Genomic DNA, 22,648 nt, shown 5'->3' on the forward strand with positions numbered 1-22,648 from the left:
CTCCAAATCCTATGTCCGTATACTTTAGCTTTATACAAAGCTTTCCCTCGGACAGAAAAATTACACGCTTATTATTTTGCGATGACTTTCTTGTATTCAGGTGTCCACATTGCATCAAGAACAGCTTGTTTTACATCTTCAGGCTGACGATTTGCTACGCCGTCTTTAATCGCTGCTTCAGCTACAGCAATGGCAACTTGAATAGATACTTCTTGAAGCTTGTCGATGCTTGGAAGCAATCCAGCTCCAGGTGTTTCAAAATCAACCATCTCAGCAATCGCATCAGCTGTTGCAGCAAACATAGCAGGTGTAATAACACGCGCTTCAGCTACGATTGAACCAAGGCCAAGACCAGGGAATGCGAATGCGTTGTTAGATTGTCCGATTTCATAAGAAACGCCATTGTACTCCACATTGTCAAATGGGCTTCCTGTTGCTACAAGCACTTTTCCGTCAGTCCATTTGAACAGATCTTCAGGAACAGCTTCTGCAAGGTGAGTCGGGTTAGACATCGGCATGATCACCGGACGGTCTACGTGAGATGCCATCTCTTTCACAATTTCCTCTGTGAACGCTCCTGAAACCCCTGAAGTTCCGATTAAGATCGTTGGTTTCGCTTGGCGAACCACTTCATCGAATGGAATTTGGCCTTTTTCATCGCGTTTCCAGTCTTTCACTTCTGCTGCACTGCGAAGGTAAGGTTTTTGGAAATCAAGGATGCCTTCCATATCGTCTGTTAACAGGCCTCTGTAATCAAGTGTGAAGAACGCTTTGTTTGCTTCTTCTTCAGATAATCCAGCAAGCACCATTGTGTCACGGATTTGGTCAGCAATACCGATACCAGCTGAACCTGCACCGAAGACAACTACACGCTGATCTTTAATAGATGCGCCTGTTTTCTTCATAGCAGCAAGCACACCAGCTAGTGTAATTGCGCCTGTCCCTTGAATATCATCGTTGAAAGTCAGAATTTCGTTGTTGTATTTTTTCATGATATTGCGCGCGTTTTTGTTACCAAAGTCTTCCCAGTGAAGAAGCGCTTTAGGGAAGAATTTAAGCGCAGCTTTTACATACGCATCAACGAATTCTTCGTAACGTTCATCAGAGATACGTTCATGATGGTTACCAATGTATAAAGGATCATTTAAAAGTTTTTCGTTGTTTGTACCGACATCAAGCACTACAGGAATAACACGGCTAGGGTCAATACCAGCTGCAGCAGTGTAAACAGCCAATTTACCGATAGCGATGTTAATACCGCCTACTCCCCAGTCACCGATACCAAGGATACTTTCAGAGTCAGTTGCAACGATAAGATCAATATCGCCTGCTGTCGCATGAAGGTTTTCAAAAGCCTTTTCAATACCGTCAATGTTGTCGATTGACAAGTAGATACCTTGAGGTCTTCTGTATTCATGGCTGTATTCTTGAATTGCTTCACCAACTGTTGGTGTGTACACAACAGGAAGCATTTCACGCAGGTGATTTTGCAGCAATTTATAGAAAAGAACTTCATTGCGGTTAGCAAGATCATTTAAGTAAACATTTTGACGAAGGCGGTCTGGCTGAGCTTTAAATTGCTCGTATGCGCGTTTTGCTTGTTGATCTAGAGAAAGTACAGTTGGCGGAAGAAGTCCTTCTAAGCCAAGTTCTTGTCTTTCTTCTAACGTAAAAGCAACACCTTTATTTAAAGTAGGAATAGACAAAACTTCTTTTCCTCTTAATGTTGTTTCTAAATGGCCTTCCTTAGTTTTTTTTATGTTATTCAAGCAAATCTCCTTCTTTCTTGAAATAGTTAACCAGGTTAAGTAATAACTCATCTAAAAATAACCGATCATGATCTTTATGCGACTTTGTGACAATTATTCGAACAATGTCTCAAAACTATTTACATTACGTTAGTTATTTTATGCCTGTCAAAATCAAAATTCAAGGGAAGAAAATTACTTAATTTTTTAATACACTTATTTAAATTTTTTAATTGATTGTTATCAGAATATATAAAAAAACACCAGCTTTTCGGCCGGTGCTTTCTATCTTTTTACCCATGTTTTGTATTAGTTTTTAGATTTTCCCGGAACTTCGTGGTGGTGTCTGCATCTTGCTTCATAGGATTCAGACGCACCCACCAGAATGACCGGGTCATCATAGGAAGCCGGCTTTCCGTCAATGAGCCGCTGTGTTCTGCTTGCCGGTGATCCGCAGACGGAACAGACGGCCTGCAGCTTCGTCACACTTTCAGCGATGGCCATAATATCCGGCACAACGCCGAACGGCTCTCCTCTGAAATCCATATCAAGACCTGCTGCGATCACACGATATCCTTTATCGGCAAGTGCTGATAAAACATCAATGATCGCCCGATCGAAGAATTGAACCTCGTCCACTGCGATCACATCCGTGCTCTCACTGATATGATCCCAAATGTCCGCAGCCGAAGAAATGGCATAGCTCGTCATAGAGGTTCCATTATGGGAGACAACAGCATCTTCGCTGTATCGATTATCAATCACAGGTTTAAAGACCCTGACCTCCTGCTTGGCGTAAGTTGCTCTCTTCACTCTTCTGATCAGCTCTTCAGATTTCCCCGAGAACATACTGCCGCAAATCAGCTCAAGCCACCCGCTTTGCTTCATTATGTACATTGGCTCTGCTCTCCTCTCTCTGCCAGCTGTGTTTTTGACATACAAAAAACAGGCAAGAACTGCTTCTTGCCTGTTGAAAAATCTATTATTACTTAAGACCGTATTTTTTATTAAAGCGATCAACACGACCATCAGCAGAAGCGAATTTTTGACGGCCAGTGTAGAATGGGTGGCATTCAGAGCAAATCTCAACGCGTACCTCTTCTTTTACTGAGCCTGTTTCAAATTCATTTCCGCAAGCGCATTTAACTGTTGCTTTTTTGAAATTAGGATGAATTCCTGCTTTCATCGTATCCATCTCCTTCCGCCCTGAATCCCGTGTGGAAACAGAGTTATTATTTCGGAGCATTGTCCGAAACGCATATGAGAAAATTATATCAGTGATTTACTTCTTTTGCAAATAGATTTTATCGTCTGGCTGATGATAGATTTGCCTGCTTCCATTCTTGATTGAGAATATCGAAAAATTCCTGGTTTGTTTTGGTTTTTTTCATTTTTCTCATGAATTTTTCCGCAAAATCAGGCGAATCTGACATCGTTTTGCGGATAGACCATAAACGGTCAAGATGCTCTTTAGGCACAAGCAGCTCTTCCTTACGCGTTCCAGAACGGCGAATATCGATTGCAGGGAAGATGCGGCGTTCTGCCAGAGAGCGGTCAAGATGAAGCTCCATGTTGCCCGTTCCCTTGAATTCTTCATAGATGACATCATCCATACGAGATCCTGTATCAACAAGAGCAGTGGCGAGAATCGTTAAGCTTCCGCCTTCTTCGATATTTCTCGCTGCCCCGAAGAAACGCTTCGGACGGTGGAACGCTGCCGGGTCAATCCCTCCGGAAAGTGTTCTTCCGCTCGGCGGAATCACTAGGTTGTAGGCACGGGCAAGGCGTGTGATACTGTCCATCAGAATAATGACATCTTTCTTGTGTTCAACGAGGCGCATAGCGCGTTCAAGCACAAGCTCGGCTACTTTGATATGGTTTTCCGGCACTTCATCAAACGTTGAGCTGACGACATCCCCAGCAACAGAACGCTCAATGTCCGTAACCTCTTCCGGTCTTTCGTCGATCAATAGGACAATCAGCTCTGCTTCAGGCTGGTTTGCTGTAATGCTGTTGGCGATTTCCTTCAGCAGCATCGTTTTCCCGGCTTTCGGCGGCGCTACAATCAAGCCGCGCTGGCCAAAGCCTACTGGCGCCATCATGTCCATAATTCTTGTAGACAAGAAATTCGGTTTTGTTTCGAGCACCATATGGCGGTCTGGATAAAGTGGAGTAAGGGCTGGGAAGTGAACACGCTCTTTTGCGGATTCCGGATCATCTCCATTTACTGCTTCAACGTGCAAAAGTCCATAATAACGCTCATTTTCTTTTGGCGGCCGGACCTTGCCTGATACTTTGTCTCCATTCCGCAAATCGAAGCGGCGGATTTGTGAAGCTGAGATGTAAATGTCTTCAGAGCTTGGAGAATAGTTGATCGGTCTCAGGAAGCCAAATCCCTCTGATTGGATGATCTCAAGAACACCTTCCATAAACAGAAGATCTTCCTGTTCTGCATTCGCTTTCAGAATGGCGAAAATCAGTTCTTTTTTTGTTAGTTTGCTGTAGTAGGAGATTTTATAATGTCTTGCAAGTTCATATAGCTCTTTCAATTTCATATTTTCCAATGAGGAAATAGATACGTCTTTCATAAAAAACACCACGCTTTTCATAGTCAATATCTTACTTTACACATGTAATCTGCTGCTTTTGCACAACATCCGCCAAAGCACATTCTTTTTTTAACATAAAGGAACTTCTATCGGTAACACTTCCACCCATGATCGGCGCTTTTGTTAAAAGGATTGTCTTAATGAGTTTTGAAGGAAGCGAGGACAAAAACATGAGAAGATCAATACTTATATCGTCTGATGCGGTAGAAATTGAAACTTTCCTAGTGCTTAAAAGAAGGAATTACGCAGTTAAAAATCGCAGCACTCTTTATTTTTACCTTATTTCAAAAAATTATTCAACTGAAATAAGGTTTTGACACGCAATTGATAGGGTTGTCTCTTATTTGCAAAAGAAAAGCGGGTCAACACCCGCTTTTTCTCTTTGTTATGGACGGATTACGAGATTTGGTTTTTTCTTCAGGCTGTGTCTGCCGTCAACAAAACGGACAGTGCCTGATTTCGCACGGATGACCAAGCTTTCAGTCGTGCCGACAGACCCTTTGAATTGAACGCCTTTTAACAGCTCCCCGTCAGTTACGCCGGTAGCCGCAAAAATAGCGTCATCGCCTCTCACAAGGTCTTCCATACGCAGCACTTTGCTTAAATCAAGTCCCATTTTGTTGCAGCGTATGATTTCTTCCTCGCTTTGCGGAAGAAGTTTACCGATAATTTCTCCGCCTAGCGCTTTTAACGCGACAGCAGATAGGACGCCTTCAGGAGCTCCGCCTGATCCGAACAGGATGTCTACGCCTGTGTGATCGAAAGCCGTGTTGATGGCGCCTGCGACATCCCCGTCATTGATCAGTTTGATTCTGGCGCCGGCCTCACGAAGCTCAGAAATGATTTTTTCGTGTCGATCGCGGTTTAAAATGGTGGCAACGACGTCCTCGACGTCTTTGTTTTTCGCTTTTGCTACCGCTTTAAGGTTATCAATGACTGGAGCTTCAATATCAATGCAGCCCACCGCTTCCGGACCGACTGCGATTTTCTGCATATACATGTCTGGAGCATTTAAAAGCGTGCCGTGGTCCGCAACTGCAATAACAGTCAGCGCATTCCAACCGCCGCTAGCTAAGATGTTTGTGCCTTCGAGAGGATCAACAGCGACATCGACGCGCGGACCGTACCCGTTTCCGAGTTTTTCCCCGATATAAAGCATCGGCGCTTCGTCCATTTCACCTTCTCCGATCACAACAGTTCCTTTCATCGGGACTGTATCAAAAACGTCTCTCATTGCGCTAGTTGCTGCTTCATCAGCCTCGTCTTTTTTTCCCCGGCCCATCCATCTTGCAGATGCTAATGCCGCAGCTTCAGTCACACGAACCAATTCCATTGATAAACTTCTTTCCATCTCAACACGATCTCCTCTCGCAAATAACCAATTAAGAATTTTGCAGCTGTTCTATCTCTTCATCAGTCATTCTCTCGCGCCAGATTGTGGCTCCCAAACCCTCTAGTTTCTGCTCTAGGCTGCTGTATCCGCGATCAATATGCTCCAGACCTGTAATTTCTGTGACACCGTCGGCCATCAGCCCGGCAACCACTAAACAGGCTCCGGCCCGCAGGTCGCTTGCCTTCACCTTAGCGCCTTGAAGCTCGACAGGACCCGTGATGATTGCAGATCTGCCCTCTACCTTCATATTAGCGCCCATGCGTCTCAGCTCATCAATATGTTTGAATCTCGCCGAATAGATGGTGTCAGTCACGACGCTTGTCCCTTTTGCTCTCGTAAGGAGCGCTGTCATCGGCTGCTGCAAATCAGTCGGAAAGCCCGGGTATACGAGGGTTTTTACATCAACCGGCTTTAGATTTTTCTGTCCTCCGACAATGAGCAGCTGGTCGTCGCTTGTCTCAATGTGAAAGCCCATTTCTCTCAGCTTTGCTGTTAAGGACTCAAGGTGAGTCGGGATGACATTATCAATGATGACCTCTTTGCCCATCGCAGCTCCTGCAATCATAAATGTTCCGGCTTCAATTCTGTCCGGAATGATTGTATGTTTGCAGCCGTGCAGCTCCTTTACGCCATCGATTCGGATGACGTTGGTTCCAGCACCTTTGATTTTTGCGCCCATGCTGGTGAGCAATGTCGCGACATCAATAATCTCCGGCTCTTTCGCAGCGTTTTCGATGATGGTTTTTCCTTCTGCCAAAACAGCCGCAAGCATAATGTTAATCGTTGCCCCGACGCTTACGACATCTAAATAAATACGTGCGCCTCTCAGCCTTTCAGCGCGCAAATAGATCGCGCCCTGTTCATTGGTCACTTCAGCTCCGAGCGCTTCGAAACCCTTGATGTGCTGGTCAATCGGTCGGGGGCCCAGGTGGCAGCCGCCAGGCAATCCGATGACGGCCTGTTTAAAGCGGCCGAGCATCGCCCCCATTAAATAATAAGACGCGCGCAGTTTTTTCACTTTTCCGTTAGGAAGCGGCATGCTGATCATTGATGTGGGGTCGACAATCATTTCCCCATTCTCAAAATGCACATTGCCGCCGATTTCCTGTAACAGGTCACGCAGCGTTTCAATATCTGAAATCTCAGGAAGCCCTTCTATTGTCACCTCGGAATTTGCCAAAATGGTTGCTGGTATTAATGCAACAGCACTGTTTTTAGCGCCGCTGATGTGTACTGTACCGTTTAACGAGTCACCGCCGGCAATATTCAACTTTTCCATGATAGTCTCCTTCCATAAGAAGATAGCTGCGGAGCTAAATAAAATGGCATTTTATTCTGTCTCTGCAAATAAAGCTCATGTCCAAAATCTAGCCAATTCGGAGAGAAAGAATACAACACATTGTAAAATATCAGGAAGAAAATAGCGAAGCTTTGCGGGGGGCATAGGTTTCAAAAAATCGACAGAGACCCGCCGGCTATAGAGACATCTTCGTCATCCGGCAAAAGCAGCACGCAACCCTCATTCCGATATCAGCTTCTGCAGCCCAATGATTCCTTCTCTGTAAGCGGCATGCATCTGAAGGTCCGCTGTATCAGGATGGTGAAAAACAAAGGCCGCGGCAAACAGGCATACACTCTGTTTGCCACCGCTTAAATTACTTGTTCCAGTCTGCCAGGAACTGTTCGATTCCTTTGTCTGTTAACGGGTGCTTTGTCAGCTGATAAATGACTTTAAGCGGCATTGTGCCGATATGAGCCCCTCTTAATGCAGCTTCAGTTACATGCTGAGGATGGCGGATTGACGCCGCAATGATTTGCGTATCAAGCCCGTGGATATCAAAAATCTGCTTAACTTCTGAAATCAGGTCAAGCCCGTTATGGCCGATATCATCTAAGCGCCCCAAGAATGGTGATACATAGGTAGCACCCGCTCTTGCAGCAAGAAGCGCTTGGTTTGCATTGAAGATCAATGTAACATTTGTTTTAATGTTTAAGTCAGTAAGTGCTTTTACGGCTTTTAAACCGTCAGCCGTCATCGGGATTTTCACCGTGATGTTCGGAGCGATTTTCGCCAGTTCTTTTCCTTCCTCGATCATTTCCTCAGCTTTCAGAGAAATAACCTCGGCACTTACAGAGCCCGGAACAACTTCTGTGATTTCACGAAGACGGTCATGGAACGATACGTTAGCTTCTTTTGCTACTAAACTAGGATTCGTTGTTACACCGGCAAGGATTCCTAATTCATACGCTTCTTTAATCTCATCGATATTGGCTGTATCAATAAAAAATAACATTTACAAAAGCCTCCCAGAGTAAGAATTTTCAGAACTGTGAATATGATTGCGCTTTCTAAAGATAGACGGAAAACCGCCTGTCAAGCTGTCAGGCGGCTATAAAAAGTTCCAATTGAATTAAGCTTGGTTTGAAGAACCAAATTCACGCATTTTACCGATAACAGTTTCTTTAATCGCTTCGCGAGCAGGTCCAAGGTATTTACGTGGATCGTACTCGTCAGGCTTAGCTGCCAATGTTTCGCGAACAGCTTTTGCAGAAGAAATTTGGTTTTCAGTATTTACGTTGATTTTAGCTGTACCAAGTGAGATTGATTTTTTGATGTCAGCAGTCGGAATTCCAGTACCGCCGTGAAGAACGAGCGGAAGACCAGTTGACTTTCCGATCTCTTCCATTTCTTTGAAACCAAGGTTTGGCTCACCTTTGTAAGGGCCGTGAACAGAACCTAATGCAGGTGCAAGGCAGTCGATGCCAGTGCGCTCAACAAGCTCTTGGCACTCTTTAGGATCAGCGTAGATTACGCCTTCAGCGATAACGTCGTCTTCTTGTCCGCCGACTGTTCCAAGCTCAGCTTCTACAGATACTCCGTGGAAATGAGCAAGCTCAACAACTTTAGAAGTTGTTGCTACGTTTTCTTCAAATGGATGGTGAGAAGCGTCGATCATTACAGATGTGAAACCTGCATGAATCGCTTTCGCACAAGATTCAAAGCTTGAACCGTGGTCTAAGTGGATCGCAACAGGAACTGTCACTTTGTACTCTTCCATTAGTGCTTTTACCATAGCTACGACTGTTTTGAAGCCGCCCATGTAGCGTCCCGCACCTTCGGAAACACCAAGGATCACTGGAGATTTTTCTTCTTCAGCTGCTTGTAAAATCGCTTGAGTAAACTCAAGGTTGTTTAAGTTAAATTGTCCTACAGCATAACCTTTTTCTTTAGCTGTATTCAACATTTCCGTCATTGAAACTAAAGGCATGTCGAATGTCCTCCTTATGTAGCCTGATTGTCTTCTAGCGAAAAAAGCTTTCCACCCTAGCATGACCCATAATTTGCTGTCATATGTAAATACTCAGATCGCTTTTTCTCCATAACTAGAATACCAACTTTTCGACAAATCGGCAACACAATGACCTCATTCAATTGTTTCTTCTTTTTGTCAGTTAGACTTCAGGGGCAGATATTTCTTGACGGCGTCTCTGATTTCGTCGATGTCAAACGGCTTCGCAAAGTGCGTCAATGCGCCCAGTTCCTTTGATTCTTGGATCATATCGAGTTCTCCGTAAGCCGTCATGATAATCACGCGGATGTTTTCATCAATGACCTTCATCCGTTTTAAGATTTCGATTCCGTCCATACCCGGAATTTTCATATCCAGAAGGACAAGGTCCGGGCGTTCTTTTGTCACGATATCAAGCGCTTGAAGGCCGTTCGCAGCCTGAAATGTCTGATAGCCCTCTTTATTGAACACTTCGTTAAGCAAAATACGTATTCCGTATTGATCATCAACGATTAAAATTTTTTCATTCATCATTTTACACCCCAATATTATGATTTTCGTCAAAAGTAAGCAGTAGTTTATGTATTCTGTTTGATTTTCCTATTTCCTTTAATTATAATAGTCTACTTTACGACATTTTCTGAGCATTTTCTCTTTTGTTGTATACTGTTATTGTACGTTATAAAGGAGGATTCACTTATGTTGAAAATATTTACAACACAGTTAACAGGTATTTTTTCCCGCATTCAGGATAAGGAATCTGACGCGATTGAAGATGGGGCGCGATTGCTCGCCCAAGCGGTGATCAGCGGGCATTCCATCTATATATACGGGGCTAATGAGCTTCAGGGCATCTTACATGAGGCCACCGAAAGCAAAGAACCGCTTCCTTCCGTCAAAGCGTTTCCCGCTAACGCTGATGATGTGACAGAAAGCGACAGGGTGCTGATGTTTTGCTCAGGGACAGGTACAGATGAAGAAGAGGCGCTCGCGAAAGAGCTTTATGAAAAAGGCACGGGAGTCGTCTGCGTATCACCGGCAGCCAAAGACAGCGCCGGAATCGAACAATATTGCGATGTGCATATAGATTCAAAGCTGAAAATGCCGCTTGTTCCCGATGAAGACGGCACCCGCTACGGCTTCCCTTCATTAATGACAGCATTGTATGTCTACCATGCTCTATCATTTACATTAAAAGAAATTCTGCAAGAGTATGCATAATCATTTATTGTACATGCTGTATCTTGCCGGAAACAAATAAAAAAGACTTGTCCGCTTTTGACAAACGGCAAGTCTTTTTTTATTATTTCTGATTGGCAGCTTCAACAGACGCTCCGATAAAGCCTTTGAATAATGGCTGAGGTCTTGTCGGTCTAGACTTGAACTCTGGGTGGAACTGAGAAGCCACGAACCAAGGATGGTCTTTCAGCTCGATAATTTCAACAAGGCGTCCGTCCGGGCTGGTGCCTGAGAATACGAAGCCTTGGTCTTCCATTTGTTGTCTGAATTCGTTGTTGAATTCATAACGGTGGCGGTGACGCTCGTACACCACTTCATCCTGATACACTTCAAATGCTTTCGTGCCCTCTTCAAGCTTACAAGGGTAAAGGCCGAGGCGAAGTGTTCCTCCAAGATCTTCAACATCCTTCTGTTCAGGAAGAAGGTCGATAATCGGGTATTGAGTTGACGGATCAATTTCAGCAGAGTGAGCGCCTTTTAAGCCTAATACATTTCGGGCATACTCAATAGATGCAACCTGCATACCTAAGCAAATGCCCAGGAACGGAATGTTGTTTTCGCGCGCATATTGTGTCGCAATGATTTTACCTTCAACACCGCGGTCTCCGAAGCCGCCCGGTACGATAATACCGTCTGTGCCGCTAGTAAGCTCTCCGATGTTGCTTTCTGTTACTTCCTCAGCGTTAATCCATTTCACTTTTACATCTGTGTCAAACGCGTAGCCCGCGTGACGAAGTGATTCAACGACAGAGATATAAGCGTCAGGAAGCTCAACATATTTTCCGACAAGTCCGATTGTGATTGTTTGAGACAGGTTGCTGACCTTGTTCACAAGCTCTTTCCACTCGGACATTTCCGCCTCTTTGCATGCCAATTGCATGTGCTCGCAAACAAGCTTATCAAGTCCTTGTTTTTGAAGCTCAAGCGGAATGGAATAGAGGTTGTCCGCATCTTCACATTCAATAACCGCTTTTGTATCGATGTCGCAGAATAAAGCGATTTTGTCCTTCATATCTTGAGAAATCGGCATTTCTGTACGAACAACGATAATGTTTGGCTGAATGCCCAGGCTTCTTAATTCTTTTACGCTGTGCTGTGTCGGTTTCGTTTTCAGTTCGCCGGCAGCTTTAATGTAAGGCACAAGTGTACAGTGGATGTACATCACGTTTTCACGGCCAATGTCACTCTTCATTTGGCGGATGGCTTCAAGGAATGGCAGGGATTCGATGTCTCCTACAGTACCGCCGATTTCTGTAATCACGACATCCGCGTTTGTTTCTTTACCCGCACGGTATACACGGTCTTTCAATTCGTTTGTGATGTGCGGAATAACCTGCACTGTTCCGCCGAGGTAATCTCCGCGACGTTCTTTTTTAAGAACTGTTGAATAGATTTTTCCTGTTGTTACGTTGCTGAATTTATTCAGGTTGATGTCGATAAAACGCTCATAGTGCCCCAGGTCTAAGTCTGTTTCAGCGCCGTCATCTGTTACAAATACTTCACCGTGCTGGTATGGGCTCATCGTTCCCGGATCAACGTTGATGTATGGGTCGAATTTTTGAATTGTGACGTTCAGTCCGCGGTTTTTCAGCAAACGCCCTAATGAAGCTGCTACAATACCCTTTCCAAGTGAGGATACGACTCCCCCAGTTACAAAAATATATTTCGTCATTTCGTTTGCTCCTCTCTTCGCTCTAAGCTACATTTCTTAAAATGTACCGTTTTATAAAAAATCATTTAGCCTTTTAAATGATTTATAAGAAAAATGAGGGGTGAAAATAAGAAAGCTCCCTTTCAATTTCTTGAAAGGGAGCATAACGTTCTATGTTCTCTCTTCGTTTTTGAAGAGCCCAAAATACATACTACCTAGTTCGACTATGAAAGTCAAGATCGATTTGGGGATGAAATTCTTTTACGATTTTTTATCCTCATCGCCTTCATCATAGTCATCTTCTTCTTCTTCTTCATCGTCATCAATGAGATCATCGTCAATTTCCAGCTCGTCTTCGTCGTCTTCATCGATATCGTCAAATTCATCAGCATCGAGATCAAGTTCTTCCTCAACCTCAGCTAAATCGAGGTCGTCTTCGTCAACCACTTCAAATTCATCAAGATCAAGATCTTCTTCGACGGCTTTTTTGGCTTTTTTCTTTTTCGCCTTAACTGTCGGCTGTGTTTCTTCATCAAGCTGATCGTACGGATACCAGCTGCGAAGACCCCAATTCTGGTCAGAGAGCGCCAAGAAACGGCCGTCAATGTTTAAATCTGTATAAAATTGTGCGACGCGGTCTCCTAACTCTTCTTTTTTCACGCCGAGCAATGATGCAATTTCATTTAAAAGCTCCTGAAAAGGAACTGGTTTTTTATGATCTTCAAATAATTCGTGAGCGATTTCAACTAAAGCCATTTCCTTTAGCTGTTCCTGTGAATATTGTTTGATACCCAAGGTCGGACACTCCCTTTCTATTACTTATATGTATCTGTTTTATCAATAATGAAAGCGATATTGTATCGTTCTTATACAAACCATACCTCTCATTATAAACAAAATAAAACAGAATATGCTACCCTTAACAGCGTTAATTTAAATAATTTTACAAGAGTGATCCGACTAATAGATATTTTCCCTTATTCTGCGAGCATTCTGGAGATAACCAGCCTTTGAATTTCTTGGGTGCCTTCGTAGATTTGCGTAATTTTCGCGTCGCGCATATAGCGTTCTACCGGATAATCCTTCGTATAGCCATAGCCGCCGAAAATCTGCACAGCTTCGGTCGTCACCTTCATCGCCGTATCCCCTGCCAGCAGTTTGGACATGGCGGAGGCTTTTCCATACGGAAGGCCTAACGATTCCAGCCATGCCGCTTGGTAGGTCAATAGCCTTGAAGCTTCTATCATTGTCGCCATATCTGCAAGTTTAAAAGCTATGCCCTGCTGCTCGGCGATCGATTTGCCGAACTGTTTTCTTTCTTTTGCGTATTGAAGCGCCGCATCAAGCGCTCCCTGGGCGATGCCAACAGCCTGTGCCGCGATGCCGTTTCTTCCCCCGTCCAGCGTCTTCATCGCGATTTTGAAGCCTTCTCCTTCTTCACCGAGAAGATTTTCTGCGGGAACGACACAGTCTTCGAAGATGATTTCTGTTGTCGGAGAAGAACGGATGCCTAGTTTCTTTTCTTTCTTGCCTGTCAAAAATCCTTCAAAATCCTTTTCAACAATAAAAGCAGAAATGCCTTTTTTCTTTTTTTCAGCGTCAGTGACTGCAAATACAATATAAATATCAGCGGCGCCGCCGTTTGTGATAAACACTTTTGATCCGTTTAATACATAGTCATCACCGATTCGCTCAGCGGTTGTTTTCATCCCGCCGGCGTCTGAACCGGAGCCTGCTTCAGTCAAAGCGAAAGCCCCGATTTTCTGCCCAAGCGCCAGCTGTGTTAAGTATTCTGACTTTTGTTCTTCTGTGCCAAATGTAAACAGCGGCCAGCCGCAAAGTGAAATATGGGCTGAAAGCGTCACGCCGGTGGAGGCGCAGACTTTTGACAGTTCCTCCACCGCTATAACATAAGCCAGGTAGTCACTTCCGATTCCGCCATAAGCTTCAGGCCACGGAATCCCTGTTAATCCCAAATCCGCCATTTCCCGAAACAGGTCACGATCGAAGCGTTCTTGTTCGTCACGTTCTGCCGCTGTCGGTGCAACCTCATGCTTCGCAAAATCACGAACCAATTTCCGAATCATTTCGTGTTCTTCTGTTAATGAAAAATTCATCGCTTTTCCCCCATTGTCATATCAGCGCCCAAGACAGATTGAGCCAGAAGCTCCGCGACATCATACGTTTTGACACGATCTTCCGCTTCTTTTGCCTTTGTGCCGTCCCCAAGCATCGTGAGGCAGTACGGACAGCCGGAGCTGATTACCGATGGATTGACTGCCAGCGCTTGCTCTGTTCTGGCGACATTAATCCTGTTTCCTGACTCTTCCTCCATCCACATTAAGCCACCGCCAGCACCGCAGCACATGCCGGTTTCCCGGTTTCTCTCCATTTCAATAAGCTGCACACCCGGAATGGCTTTTAGAATCTCTCTCGGCGGATCATAGACTTCGTTGTACCGTCCCAAATAGCACGAGTCGTGGAAGGTGATCGTTTCATGAACTGGGTGCTGCGGTTTTAGTTTCCCGTTCTTCACCAGATCGGCCAGCACTTCCGTATGATGATACACTTCGCCTTCAAAGCCGAAATCAGGATATTCGTTTTTAAATAAATTGTATGCGTGCGGGTCAATCGTAACGATTTTTTTCACATTATTTTTTTCAAATTCCGAGATATTCTTTTCGGCCAGTTCTTGAAATAAAAATTCATTTCCGAGGCGGCGCGGGGTGTCCCCTGAATTTTTTTCTTTGTTGCCGAGGATCGCAAAGGTCACACCTGCTTGGTTCAGCAGTCTCGCAAAGGAGATGGCGATCTTTTGGCTTCTGTTGTCGTACGAACCCATGGAACCGACCCAGAAAAGATATTCGAATTCTTTTTCCTCTTTTTTTAATTCTTTTACTGTCGGAATCTCGGCATCTGGAGCTGCGTCGCGCCAATTTTCACGTTCCTTGCGGTTGAGGCCCCACGGATTGCCCTGTCGCTCAATACTCGTCATTGCCCGCTGTGCGTCACTGTCCATTTTTCCTTCAGTCAGCACGAGATAGCGGCGGAGATCGATAATTTTATCAACATGCTCGTTCATGACGGGGCACTGATCTTCACAGTTTCGGCAAGTGGTGCAGGCCCAAATTTCTTCTTCGGTAATGACGTCGCCGATCAAGCTCGGATTGTAATCAAGTGCGGCGGCGGCTTCCTGCGATCCGCTCCCTGAGGCTGCCACTGCCAGCTGGTTCCCTCTCGTATGGCTGAATGCTGCAGCCGGCACCCATGGCGAGCGCGAAGTGACGGCAGCACCTTTTTCTGTGAGGTGGTCCCTGAGGCGTAAAATTAAATCCATCGGCGACAGCATTTTTCCGGTGCCTGTCGCAGGGCACATATTGGTACAGCGGCCGCACTCGACACACGCATACAGATCAATCAGCTGGGACTGCCTGAAATCCTCAATTTTTCCTGCTCCGTAGCTTTCTTTTGTTTCGTCAGTGAAATCAATTTTTTCGAGCTTTCCGGACGCTTCAAGTCTGCTGAAAAAGACGTTGGCAGGACCGGCAATTAAATGAGCGTGCTTTGACTGCGGCACATACACTAAAAAGCTCAGTAAAAACAGGAGGTGCATCCACCATGCGATATAGAAAATCACCGCAGCACCCGTCTCCCCGATGCCGCCAAGCAGAAACGCGATTCCTGAGGCAATTGGCTCGCTCCAAGAAAGCCCGTGATCATGCCAGATCAGATTCATTGCGTTCCCTAGTAAAACCGTTAGCATTAAACCGCCGATAAAAATGAGAACAAGTCCAGCTTTAAAGCCTCGTTTCAGCCTGACGAGCTTTTCGATATACCGTCTGTAAAATGCCCAGCCAACCGCAACTAAGATCAGAAACGTAACGATTTCCTGAAAAAAAGTGAAGGCGGGATAGATTGGGCCAAGCGGCAGATTTTGATCCGGAACCAGCCCTTTGATGATAAAATCAATCGCTCCGAACTGAACCAATATAAAGCCGTAGAAAAACATGACGTGAATGATCCCGCTTTTCTTATCCTTGAGCAGTTTTTTCTGTCCGAATACATTCACCCATATGGCCTGAAGCCGTTCCTTGATCCGCTTATCGAATTGTTCCTTTTGGCCAAGCCTGATGTAAGCAACCCTTGTTTTGACCAAATAGACAAACAAATAAACAGCGTAAGCGGTTACAATCAGAAATAATAATGCATTGACAATAAGAAAGCCGCTCATTCCAATTCCCCCTTTTTACTGATGAAGACCGTGATCCCCTGCCCCAGAATCTGTATAAGGTTATCTTTATGATAAATAATGAATGAGTGTTCAGTCAATAATTAAATTCCCGCTGTTCGGGCACAATATCTACTACTACGGAAAGGAGTGCCGGGATGAAGGTATTTTTCGTGATTCTCATTATTGTCATCATACTTTTGGCTTTAATCCTGCTGGATATCTTTATGGGCCGCGCCGCTTACAGAAAGAAAGCGTACGAGCCTGTTTTTTCAAAAAAGAAAAGTGATATCGAATTAATTCACTGCGGCGCTGACCTTGTTGAACGGATGATGCAAGATATACGCGATGCCGTCTCTTCTGTTCACGTGATGTTTTTCATTATGAAAAACGATGAGGTCAGCCACAATATGTTTACACTGCTGAAAACAAAAGCCCAGGCCGGTGTTTCGGTTTATTTGCTTCTGGATTGGTCGGGCAGCCAAAAAATAAAAAAACCGGCGCTGGAGACGATGAAAAACGCCGGCGTTCACGTTCATTTTCTGAACCGGCCCCGTTTCCCTTATTTCTTTTTTCATATACAAAAACGAAATCATCGGAAAATTGCTGTGATAGACGGAAAAGTCGGCTATGTCGGCGGGTTTAACATTGGTGAGGAATACCTTGGCAAGAAGGCGAAGTTCGGCAATTGGGAGGATTATCATCTGCGTATGACGGGCGAAGGTGTCCGCGATCTTCAAACGCTTTTTACAGCCGACCTGAAACGAAATACCGGATCAGCCGAACTGGGTCCGGATGTTTGGCCCGAGCTTCCGCAAGGGAATATCCCTCATAAGATTTATGCGACTGACGGCTATGCTCTTGAAAAAATATATTTGGCGAATATCGCACAGGCGAGAGAGCGCATTACGATTTGCACGCCTTATTATATTCCGACTAAACCGCTTCAGCAGGCTTTGGTCAAAGCAAGAAAAAACGGTGTGGACGTTACGTTGATTGTGCCCATGAAATCTGATCACCCTCTGGTCAGAGAAGCTGCTTTTACATATTATTCGGAGCTGCTTGATGCCGGCTGTCTCATCTACCGTTTTTACCAAGGGTTTTATCATGTGAAAGCCTTGATCATTGACGATCACTTCAGCATGATCGGCACAGCCAATTTTGATCAGCGAAGCCTGTTTTTAAATGAAGAGGTAAACGTTGAAATAGATGATGTTGCATTTACAAAAGAAGTCTATGCCACGATTGAAGAGGATATTAAAAAGTCGGACCTGCTGACAAAAGAAAATTTCAAAAAGCGCACGTTCAGGCAGCGCCCGGCGGAATGGCTCGGTAAAGCATTATCTTATTTTTTATAAAGGAGAGTTCCTATGATTTTCAGATTCGGGTTCGTTTCAAATGCGATGAGCCTTTGGGATGCGTCTCCCGCCAAAACACTGACATTCGCCCGTTATTCAAAGCTGCCCGAGGATGAGAGAAAAGGAGCCCTTTTGGCTGTGACGGAAGCAAACTTGCGCAATACAATGAGAACCCTTCACTATATCATCGGCCACGATATTCCATTGTACCGTTTTTCCAGTTCAATTGTGCCGCTGGCCACTCATCCCGACGTGATGTGGGACTTTGTGACGCCATTTCGCAAGGAGTTCCGTGAGATTGGGGAGCTTGTGAAAAAATACAATTTGCGCACAAGCTTTCATCCTAACCAATTTACCCTGTTTACGAGCCCTAAGGAATCTATTACAAAAAATGCAGTAACCGATATGGCTTATCACTACCGCATGCTTGAAGCAATGGGGATTGCAGACCGCTCGATTATCAACATCCATATCGGCGGCGCTTACGGAAACAAAGAAAACGCTCTGAAACAATTTCATCAAAACATAAAACTGCTGCCACAAGAGATCAAGCAGCGGATGACGCTGGAAAATGACGATAAAACGTATACCACGGAAGAGACGCTTCAGGTCTGTGAGCTAGAGAATGTTCCGTTTGTCTTTGATTTTCATCATTTTTACGCCAACTCTGATGATCACGCAGACCTGAATGAAGCACTTCCGCGGATGATCAACACATGGCAGCGTATCGGATTGCAGCCGAAGGTCCATCTTTCCTCCCCGAAGTCGGAGCAAGCGGTGCGCAGCCATGCGGATTATGTAGACGCCAACTTTTTGCTGCCGCTTTTGGAGCGCTTCAGGCAATGGGGAACCAATATTGATTTTATGATCGAGGCGAAACAGAAGGACAAGGCGCTTCTCCGGCTGATGGATGAATTGAGCTCAATCCGCGGCGTGAAACGGATTGGCGGCGGCGCTCTGCAATGGAAAACATAAGTATAAAAAAACAGGTTTACAATTTGTACACATTGGGAACATACGCTATATAAGACAAGAATCGATGGAGGAGAAAGAACATGAAAAACATCAAGTCTCTAAAGGTAGCCGCACAGGCATTCACTTTAAGAAATTTGATTCATCTTTATAAAATGTGCCATTCCGGAAGCCACGAGGTTTATATTTACTCAAAGAAAACGATGTGCAAAATCAAAAGCTTAATCGAGCTAGAAACATTCCGCATGGCTCATAATGAAAAGGAATATCTGATTGTGGTTGAAGGGACAAAAGCATCTCAGCTGGTTGAAAAGTTTCAGAATATGATCGAGCCCGCTGAGAGAGAAGCGCTCTAACTTACATAAAAAAGGATAGACAGTGATGTCTATCCTTTTCCTTATGCTCGTTTATCATGGAGCTGCACCGCCTGTCCAAATCGTTTCATATCGGGTAAACGCAGCTTTTTTTCGGTATTTTGTTCATGAAACAGCGGGATGCCGCTCCCTATTACAACGGGAATAACAGTGATGATGAAATCGTCGATGGCGTCCTCTTTCAAAGATGTTAAGCAGCAGGTGAATGCCTGATGTCTTCACTGATAAACGGTCACGGATTCATCATGATAGCTGTCGGGCGTTCCCGTAAAACGCAGCATGTTTTATCCCCGTACGGAATATTGGGTATGAGAATATTAATATGTTCATATGTGCTCCGTCCTAATATAACAGTACCAACGGTCTGATAAAATTCACTCTACCCGTTATCACCTTTGCCTCCTATTGCTGCACCATCTCTCCGAACTGTGCATGATGCAGTCTGCTGTAAATACCGCCGGCTTCGATCAGTTCCTGATGCCGCCCCTGTTCCTCGATACCGTTTTTTGTCACGACGACAATTCTGTCCGCGTGTTTGATCGTCGCCAGTCTGTGGGCGATCACCAGCGTCGTGCGCCCCGCCGACAATTCTTGAAGCGCCTTTTGGATCGCCGCTTCTGTTTCTGTATCAAGAGCAGAAGTTGCTTCATCGAGAATCAGGATAGATGGATTTTTCAAGAACATCCTCGCAATTGAAAGGCGCTGCTTTTGCCCGCCAGAAAGCTTTACGCCGCGCTCTCCGATGACGGTGTCCAATCCATCCGGCATGTTATTGACGAGTTCTTCTAAGTGAGCCTGCTTTACAGCTTGCCAGATTTCCTCTTCTGATGCGCCCAAACGGCCATATGCAATATTCTCTCTCAGCGTGCCCGAGAATAAGAAAACGTCCTGCTGTACAACGCCAATCTGCCCGCGCAAGGAAGACAGCGTCATGTCTTGAATACTGACGCCATCAATGGTAATGTCGCCCTCCGATGCTTCATAAAAGCGCGGAAGCAGACTGCAAAGCGTTGATTTCCCCGCTCCAGACGGTCCGACAAACGCTACCGTTTCCCCCGCCCGTATGGTCAGGTTAATGTCATGAAGGACATGTTGATTCTCATCATAGCCAAACGAAACATGCTGATAGCAGATATCGCCTTTCAGCCCGGAAACGTCTCTCGCCTCAGGAGAATCCTGAATATCCGGCTCTGTCTCCATCAGCTCCATGTAGCTTTTAAAGCCGGCAATTCCCCTCGGATACATTTCAATAATGGCGTTAATTTTGTCAATCGGCCGAAACAGGACATTTGTTAACAGCACAAACGCTACAAATTCTCCGTATGACAAGGAGCCGCGAATCACAAACCATGTTCCGCATAAGAGGACAAACAGCGTGACAAACCGTGTCAGCATATAGCTGATGGAACCGTTTTTCGCCATGATTTTATAGGATGACAGCTTAGTGATCCGGAACCGCTGATTGTTGACAGCGAAGCGCTCTTTTTCAAACGATTCATTGCCGAACGCCTGAACGAGCCGGATGCCGCCGATATTATTTTCTACCCGCGCGCTGAAGTCTCCGATATCCTTGTTCAGCGTCGTAAACGCTTTGGTCATTTTTTTGTTGAAGTAAAGCGCCAGCCAAATGACAATCGGCATGATAATAAACGTCAGCAATGCCAGCTGCCAGTTAATAAACAGCATAACCCCGAACGCCCCGAGAATCGTCATAATGGCGATGAACAAATCTTCTGGACCGTGATGGGCGACTTCGCCGATGTACATTAAATCGTTCGTCAGCTTCGACATTAACGTTCCCGTCTTGTTGTTGTCATAAAATTTGAAGGACAGCTTTTGCAGATGGTCAAATAGCGATTTTCTCATATCGGTTTCGATATTGATTCCGAGCATATGCCCCCAATACGTGACGACATATTGGAGAGCCGAGCTGAGCGCGTAAACGACAAACAATCCGATTGAGGTCGCGATGATCAGGCCCCAGTCTCTCCCCGGAAGCAAGGTATCAATGAAATAGTTAACGATCAAAGGAAAACTCAGCTCCATTAAGCCTCCTGCGATCGCCGAGAAAAAGTCGAGAAAGAACAATGTTTTATATGGTTTATAATACGCAAAAAATTGCCGCAGCACTTTATCTTCCCCCAATGCATCAATAACTGATAAGATTTCTCAATTATACTATACACGGGCTGTATGAAAAGACAGTATTTCTTTTTTCTTACAGAACGCTTGAAAAGAGACGGGCAACTGACTCCTTTGTCCGATCAGCCATTCCTCTTTTATAAAAACCGACAGGACTAAGTTTCTCACTTTCCATCATATCCTCTTCGAAGTGGTCTTCCAGGGTGCGGATCGCTTCGGCATCCGTGAAGAAAACATTCACCTCAAAATTGAGCTGAAAGCTGCGCATATCCATATTTGCGGTTCCGACTGAGGCGATATCGCCGTCAATGATCATCACTTTTTGATGCATGAAGCCTTTTTGATATGAATACACCTCAATCCCCTCTAGAAGCAGCTCAGGGAAATACGATCTCGACGCGTATTGCGTTAAAAAGCTGTCATTCGTCTCCGGCACCATAATCCGCACCTGGACCCCTTTTGTCGCCGCGGCTTTCAAAGCCGTGCGGATGGATTCATTCGGTACAAAATAAGGTGTGGCAATCCACACAGATTTCTGCGCTGTAGAGATCATTTCATAGTAGAGGTCACTCATGCTCTCCTTCATGTCAGGCCCTGTCGCGACGATTTGATAAATGCCTCCTCCCTCCACGGGAACTGGCGTATTGTATTCTTTTTGATCAATTAACACTTCATTAGAGACATATTCCCAATCCAGCATAAAGATGGCGTGAAGCGTTTGCACAATTTCTCCTTCCAGCCGCAGATGAGTATCTCTCCAAAAACCGATGCCCGGGTCTCTGCTGATATATTCCTTCCCGACATTCAATCCGCCGACAAAGCCGATTTTCCCATCTATGATCACGATTTTACGGTGATTTCGAAAATTTAATTTTTGATTGAAGAACCCGTATTTCAGCGGAGAAAAAGGAATGATGTCCACGCCCGCTTTTCTCATTTTCATAATATCTCTACTTGCCAATTTGATGCTACCCGCAGCGTCATACAAAAAACGCACCTCGACACCCTGACGCGCCTTCTCCATCATAATCTCCATCATGCCGCGGCCAAGCATGTCCGATTTGAACATATAGTATTCGATATGCAGATAAGATTTTGCTTTCCGCATTGCTTTGAAAATATCAGGAAAGGTTTCTTCCCCGTTTTTCAAAACCTTTACCTTGCTTTTCGTGTTGATATTCAAATGTGAAGCCCTGATGGAATAGGTAAAAAACCTTTCTTGATTGTCCTTCAATCCGGTCACTTCAGGCGTTTCCTCCATGTCAAACTGCTTTCGAAGCTTCTCCCTGTTGTACATTCGTTTTGTTTTAAACAGCTTTCCTTTTACATACAGCTGTCCAGAAAACAGATAAAACATGTAGCCCGCGATCGGAAAAAAGACAAGAATATGTATCCATAACAGCGTGTGCTGCGATGTTCGGTTTTCAAGGATTAACGAGTAAATGCTGAACAAAATAATGCCGGCATAGCAAAGCAATCCTCCGTAAAACTCAAGTCTGGAAACCGGAAAAACCCATATGATGTATGCCCCAATGAGCATGATATATAAAAAGAAAAACTCCAGTCTCCTTTTCAGCATTTGTCCCCTCTCCAATCCGATCCGATTACCTTCGTATTTCCTCTTATTTCTAACCTTTAAACCTT

Annotated in this window: 20 protein-coding genes and 2 pseudogenes; 4 read left to right on the forward strand and 18 right to left on the reverse strand. The window is 44.9% G+C overall.

Annotated elements, in window-relative coordinates; translation table 11 throughout:
• Positions 1-71: 71 nt before the first annotated feature.
• From malS to spo0F, 10 genes are all read right to left on the reverse strand, one after another.
• A complete protein-coding gene (gene malS / locus V6D42_RS12740) occupies positions 72-1,769 on the reverse strand; it encodes an oxaloacetate-decarboxylating malate dehydrogenase (RefSeq protein WP_029441290.1) in 1,698 nt (565 codons plus the stop codon).
• Positions 1,770-2,057: 288 nt separating this feature from the next.
• Positions 2,058-2,645: a thymidine kinase gene (locus tag V6D42_RS12745; RefSeq protein ID WP_168748980.1), complete on the reverse strand. Its 588-nt coding sequence runs from the start codon at positions 2,643-2,645 to the stop codon at positions 2,058-2,060.
• Positions 2,646-2,733: 88 nt separating this feature from the next.
• The gene (gene rpmE, locus V6D42_RS12750; RefSeq protein ID WP_003151132.1) at positions 2,734-2,934 is read right to left on the reverse strand and encodes a 50S ribosomal protein L31; all 201 of its coding nucleotides are present in this window, start codon (positions 2,932-2,934) and stop codon (positions 2,734-2,736) included.
• A 118-nt stretch (positions 2,935-3,052) separates the two neighbouring features.
• Positions 3,053-4,336 carry a transcription termination factor Rho gene (rho, locus tag V6D42_RS12755; RefSeq protein WP_010332253.1) on the reverse strand — a complete coding sequence of 428 codons (1,284 nt, stop codon included), beginning with the start codon at positions 4,334-4,336 and terminating at the stop codon, positions 3,053-3,055.
• A gap of 31 nt (positions 4,337-4,367) precedes the next feature.
• Positions 4,368-4,529, reverse strand: coding sequence for a hypothetical protein (locus tag V6D42_RS12760; protein ID WP_032731180.1), 162 nt, complete (start codon positions 4,527-4,529; stop codon positions 4,368-4,370).
• A 213-nt stretch (positions 4,530-4,742) separates the two neighbouring features.
• Complete coding sequence (glpX, locus tag V6D42_RS12765; protein WP_044159762.1) at positions 4,743-5,708, reverse strand: class II fructose-bisphosphatase; 966 nt, start codon at positions 5,706-5,708, stop codon at positions 4,743-4,745.
• Positions 5,709-5,739: 31 nt separating this feature from the next.
• Complete coding sequence (locus tag V6D42_RS12770) at positions 5,740-7,029, reverse strand: UDP-N-acetylglucosamine 1-carboxyvinyltransferase (RefSeq protein ID WP_333513450.1); 1,290 nt, start codon at positions 7,027-7,029, stop codon at positions 5,740-5,742.
• A 376-nt stretch (positions 7,030-7,405) separates the two neighbouring features.
• On the reverse strand, positions 7,406-8,044 hold the full coding sequence (gene fsa, locus V6D42_RS12775) for a fructose-6-phosphate aldolase (protein ID WP_010332256.1): 639 nt from the start codon (positions 8,042-8,044) through the stop codon (positions 7,406-7,408).
• 117 nt (positions 8,045-8,161) lie between these two features.
• The gene (locus V6D42_RS12780; protein WP_003235826.1) at positions 8,162-9,019 is read right to left on the reverse strand and encodes a class II fructose-bisphosphate aldolase; all 858 of its coding nucleotides are present in this window, start codon (positions 9,017-9,019) and stop codon (positions 8,162-8,164) included.
• A gap of 180 nt (positions 9,020-9,199) precedes the next feature.
• Positions 9,200-9,574, reverse strand: a complete 375-nt coding sequence (gene spo0F, locus V6D42_RS12785; RefSeq protein ID WP_003227621.1) for a sporulation initiation phosphotransferase Spo0F — start codon at positions 9,572-9,574, stop codon at positions 9,200-9,202.
• A gap of 165 nt (positions 9,575-9,739) precedes the next feature.
• On the opposite strand from spo0F, the gene V6D42_RS12790 reads away from it, so the two are divergent.
• On the forward strand, positions 9,740-10,261 hold the full coding sequence (locus V6D42_RS12790) for a DUF2529 domain-containing protein (protein WP_333513451.1): 522 nt from the start codon (positions 9,740-9,742) through the stop codon (positions 10,259-10,261).
• Positions 10,262-10,343: 82 nt separating this feature from the next.
• On the opposite strand, the gene pyrG is transcribed toward V6D42_RS12790, so the two are convergent.
• The 4 genes from pyrG to V6D42_RS12810 all read right to left on the reverse strand — a co-directional run bounded on the left by pyrG (position 10,344) and on the right by V6D42_RS12810 (position 16,161).
• On the reverse strand, positions 10,344-11,951 hold the full coding sequence (pyrG, locus tag V6D42_RS12795) for a glutamine hydrolyzing CTP synthase (RefSeq protein WP_326130249.1): 1,608 nt from the start codon (positions 11,949-11,951) through the stop codon (positions 10,344-10,346).
• A 240-nt stretch (positions 11,952-12,191) separates the two neighbouring features.
• Positions 12,192-12,725: a DNA-directed RNA polymerase subunit delta gene (gene rpoE, locus V6D42_RS12800; RefSeq protein WP_333513452.1), complete on the reverse strand. Its 534-nt coding sequence runs from the start codon at positions 12,723-12,725 to the stop codon at positions 12,192-12,194.
• Between the two features lie 182 nt (positions 12,726-12,907).
• A complete protein-coding gene (gene acdA / locus V6D42_RS12805) occupies positions 12,908-14,047 on the reverse strand; it encodes an acyl-CoA dehydrogenase AcdA (RefSeq protein ID WP_333513453.1) in 1,140 nt (379 codons plus the stop codon).
• Positions 14,044-16,161: a heterodisulfide reductase-related iron-sulfur binding cluster gene (locus V6D42_RS12810; RefSeq protein WP_333513454.1), complete on the reverse strand. Its 2,118-nt coding sequence runs from the start codon at positions 16,159-16,161 to the stop codon at positions 14,044-14,046. The genes acdA and V6D42_RS12810 overlap by 4 nt, the downstream gene beginning before the upstream one ends.
• Before the next feature lie 155 nt (positions 16,162-16,316).
• On the opposite strand from V6D42_RS12810, the gene cls (V6D42_RS12815) reads away from it, so the two are divergent.
• From cls (V6D42_RS12815) to V6D42_RS12825, 3 genes are all read left to right on the forward strand, one after another.
• The gene (gene cls / locus V6D42_RS12815; protein WP_333513455.1) at positions 16,317-17,516 is read left to right on the forward strand and encodes a cardiolipin synthase; all 1,200 of its coding nucleotides are present in this window, start codon (positions 16,317-16,319) and stop codon (positions 17,514-17,516) included.
• Between the two features lie 12 nt (positions 17,517-17,528).
• Positions 17,529-18,491, forward strand: coding sequence for a UV DNA damage repair endonuclease UvsE (gene uvsE / locus V6D42_RS12820; protein WP_333513456.1), 963 nt, complete (start codon positions 17,529-17,531; stop codon positions 18,489-18,491).
• An 80-nt stretch (positions 18,492-18,571) separates the two neighbouring features.
• On the forward strand, positions 18,572-18,844 hold the full coding sequence (locus V6D42_RS12825) for a hypothetical protein (RefSeq protein WP_010332264.1): 273 nt from the start codon (positions 18,572-18,574) through the stop codon (positions 18,842-18,844).
• 41 nt (positions 18,845-18,885) lie between these two features.
• Here the strand turns inward: V6D42_RS12825 and V6D42_RS20340 are convergent.
• The 4 genes and pseudogenes from V6D42_RS20340 to cls (V6D42_RS12840) all read right to left on the reverse strand — a co-directional run.
• Positions 18,886-19,047, reverse strand: a pseudogene (locus V6D42_RS20340) (dihydrofolate reductase); the annotation flags it as partial.
• A 44-nt stretch (positions 19,048-19,091) separates the two neighbouring features.
• Positions 19,092-19,262, reverse strand: a pseudogene (locus V6D42_RS20345) (dihydrofolate reductase); the annotation flags it as partial.
• Between the two features lie 2 nt (positions 19,263-19,264).
• A complete protein-coding gene (locus V6D42_RS12835; protein ID WP_333513457.1) occupies positions 19,265-20,992 on the reverse strand; it encodes an ABC transporter ATP-binding protein in 1,728 nt (575 codons plus the stop codon).
• Between the two features lie 88 nt (positions 20,993-21,080).
• Positions 21,081-22,583 carry a cardiolipin synthase gene (gene cls / locus V6D42_RS12840; protein ID WP_333513458.1) on the reverse strand — a complete coding sequence of 501 codons (1,503 nt, stop codon included), beginning with the start codon at positions 22,581-22,583 and terminating at the stop codon, positions 21,081-21,083.
• Positions 22,584-22,648 lie beyond the last annotated feature (65 nt).

Source organism: Bacillus sp. 0909A, from assembly GCF_036765115.1.
Classification (GTDB): Bacteria; Bacillota; Bacilli; order Bacillales; family Bacillaceae; genus Bacillus; species Bacillus mojavensis.

Coding starts and splice junctions, on each gene's coding strand:
- acdA (WP_333513453.1), bottom strand. CDS start 14,047: ATGAATTTTTCATTAACAGAAGAACACGAAATGATTCGGAAATTGGTT.
- rpmE (WP_003151132.1), bottom strand. CDS start 2,934: ATGAAAGCAGGAATTCATCCTAATTTCAAAAAAGCAACAGTTAAATGC.
- V6D42_RS12825 (WP_010332264.1), top strand. CDS start 18,572: ATGAAAAACATCAAGTCTCTAAAGGTAGCCGCACAGGCATTCACTTTA.
- V6D42_RS12790 (WP_333513451.1), top strand. CDS start 9,740: ATGTTGAAAATATTTACAACACAGTTAACAGGTATTTTTTCCCGCATT.
- V6D42_RS12810 (WP_333513454.1), bottom strand. CDS start 16,161: ATGAGCGGCTTTCTTATTGTCAATGCATTATTATTTCTGATTGTAACC.
- pyrG (WP_326130249.1), bottom strand. CDS start 11,951: ATGACGAAATATATTTTTGTAACTGGGGGAGTCGTATCCTCACTTGGA.
- V6D42_RS12760 (WP_032731180.1), bottom strand. CDS start 4,529: ATGTTTTTGTCCTCGCTTCCTTCAAAACTCATTAAGACAATCCTTTTA.
- fsa (WP_010332256.1), bottom strand. CDS start 8,044: ATGTTATTTTTTATTGATACAGCCAATATCGATGAGATTAAAGAAGCG.
- cls (WP_333513455.1), top strand. CDS start 16,317: ATGAAGGTATTTTTCGTGATTCTCATTATTGTCATCATACTTTTGGCT.
- V6D42_RS12770 (WP_333513450.1), bottom strand. CDS start 7,029: ATGGAAAAGTTGAATATTGCCGGCGGTGACTCGTTAAACGGTACAGTA.
- rho (WP_010332253.1), bottom strand. CDS start 4,336: ATGAAAGACGTATCTATTTCCTCATTGGAAAATATGAAATTGAAAGAG.
- glpX (WP_044159762.1), bottom strand. CDS start 5,708: ATGGAAAGAAGTTTATCAATGGAATTGGTTCGTGTGACTGAAGCTGCG.
- V6D42_RS12745 (WP_168748980.1), bottom strand. CDS start 2,645: ATGTACATAATGAAGCAAAGCGGGTGGCTTGAGCTGATTTGCGGCAGT.
- uvsE (WP_333513456.1), top strand. CDS start 17,529: ATGATTTTCAGATTCGGGTTCGTTTCAAATGCGATGAGCCTTTGGGAT.
- cls (WP_333513458.1), bottom strand. CDS start 22,583: ATGCTGAAAAGGAGACTGGAGTTTTTCTTTTTATATATCATGCTCATT.
- spo0F (WP_003227621.1), bottom strand. CDS start 9,574: ATGATGAATGAAAAAATTTTAATCGTTGATGATCAATACGGAATACGT.
- V6D42_RS12780 (WP_003235826.1), bottom strand. CDS start 9,019: ATGCCTTTAGTTTCAATGACGGAAATGTTGAATACAGCTAAAGAAAAA.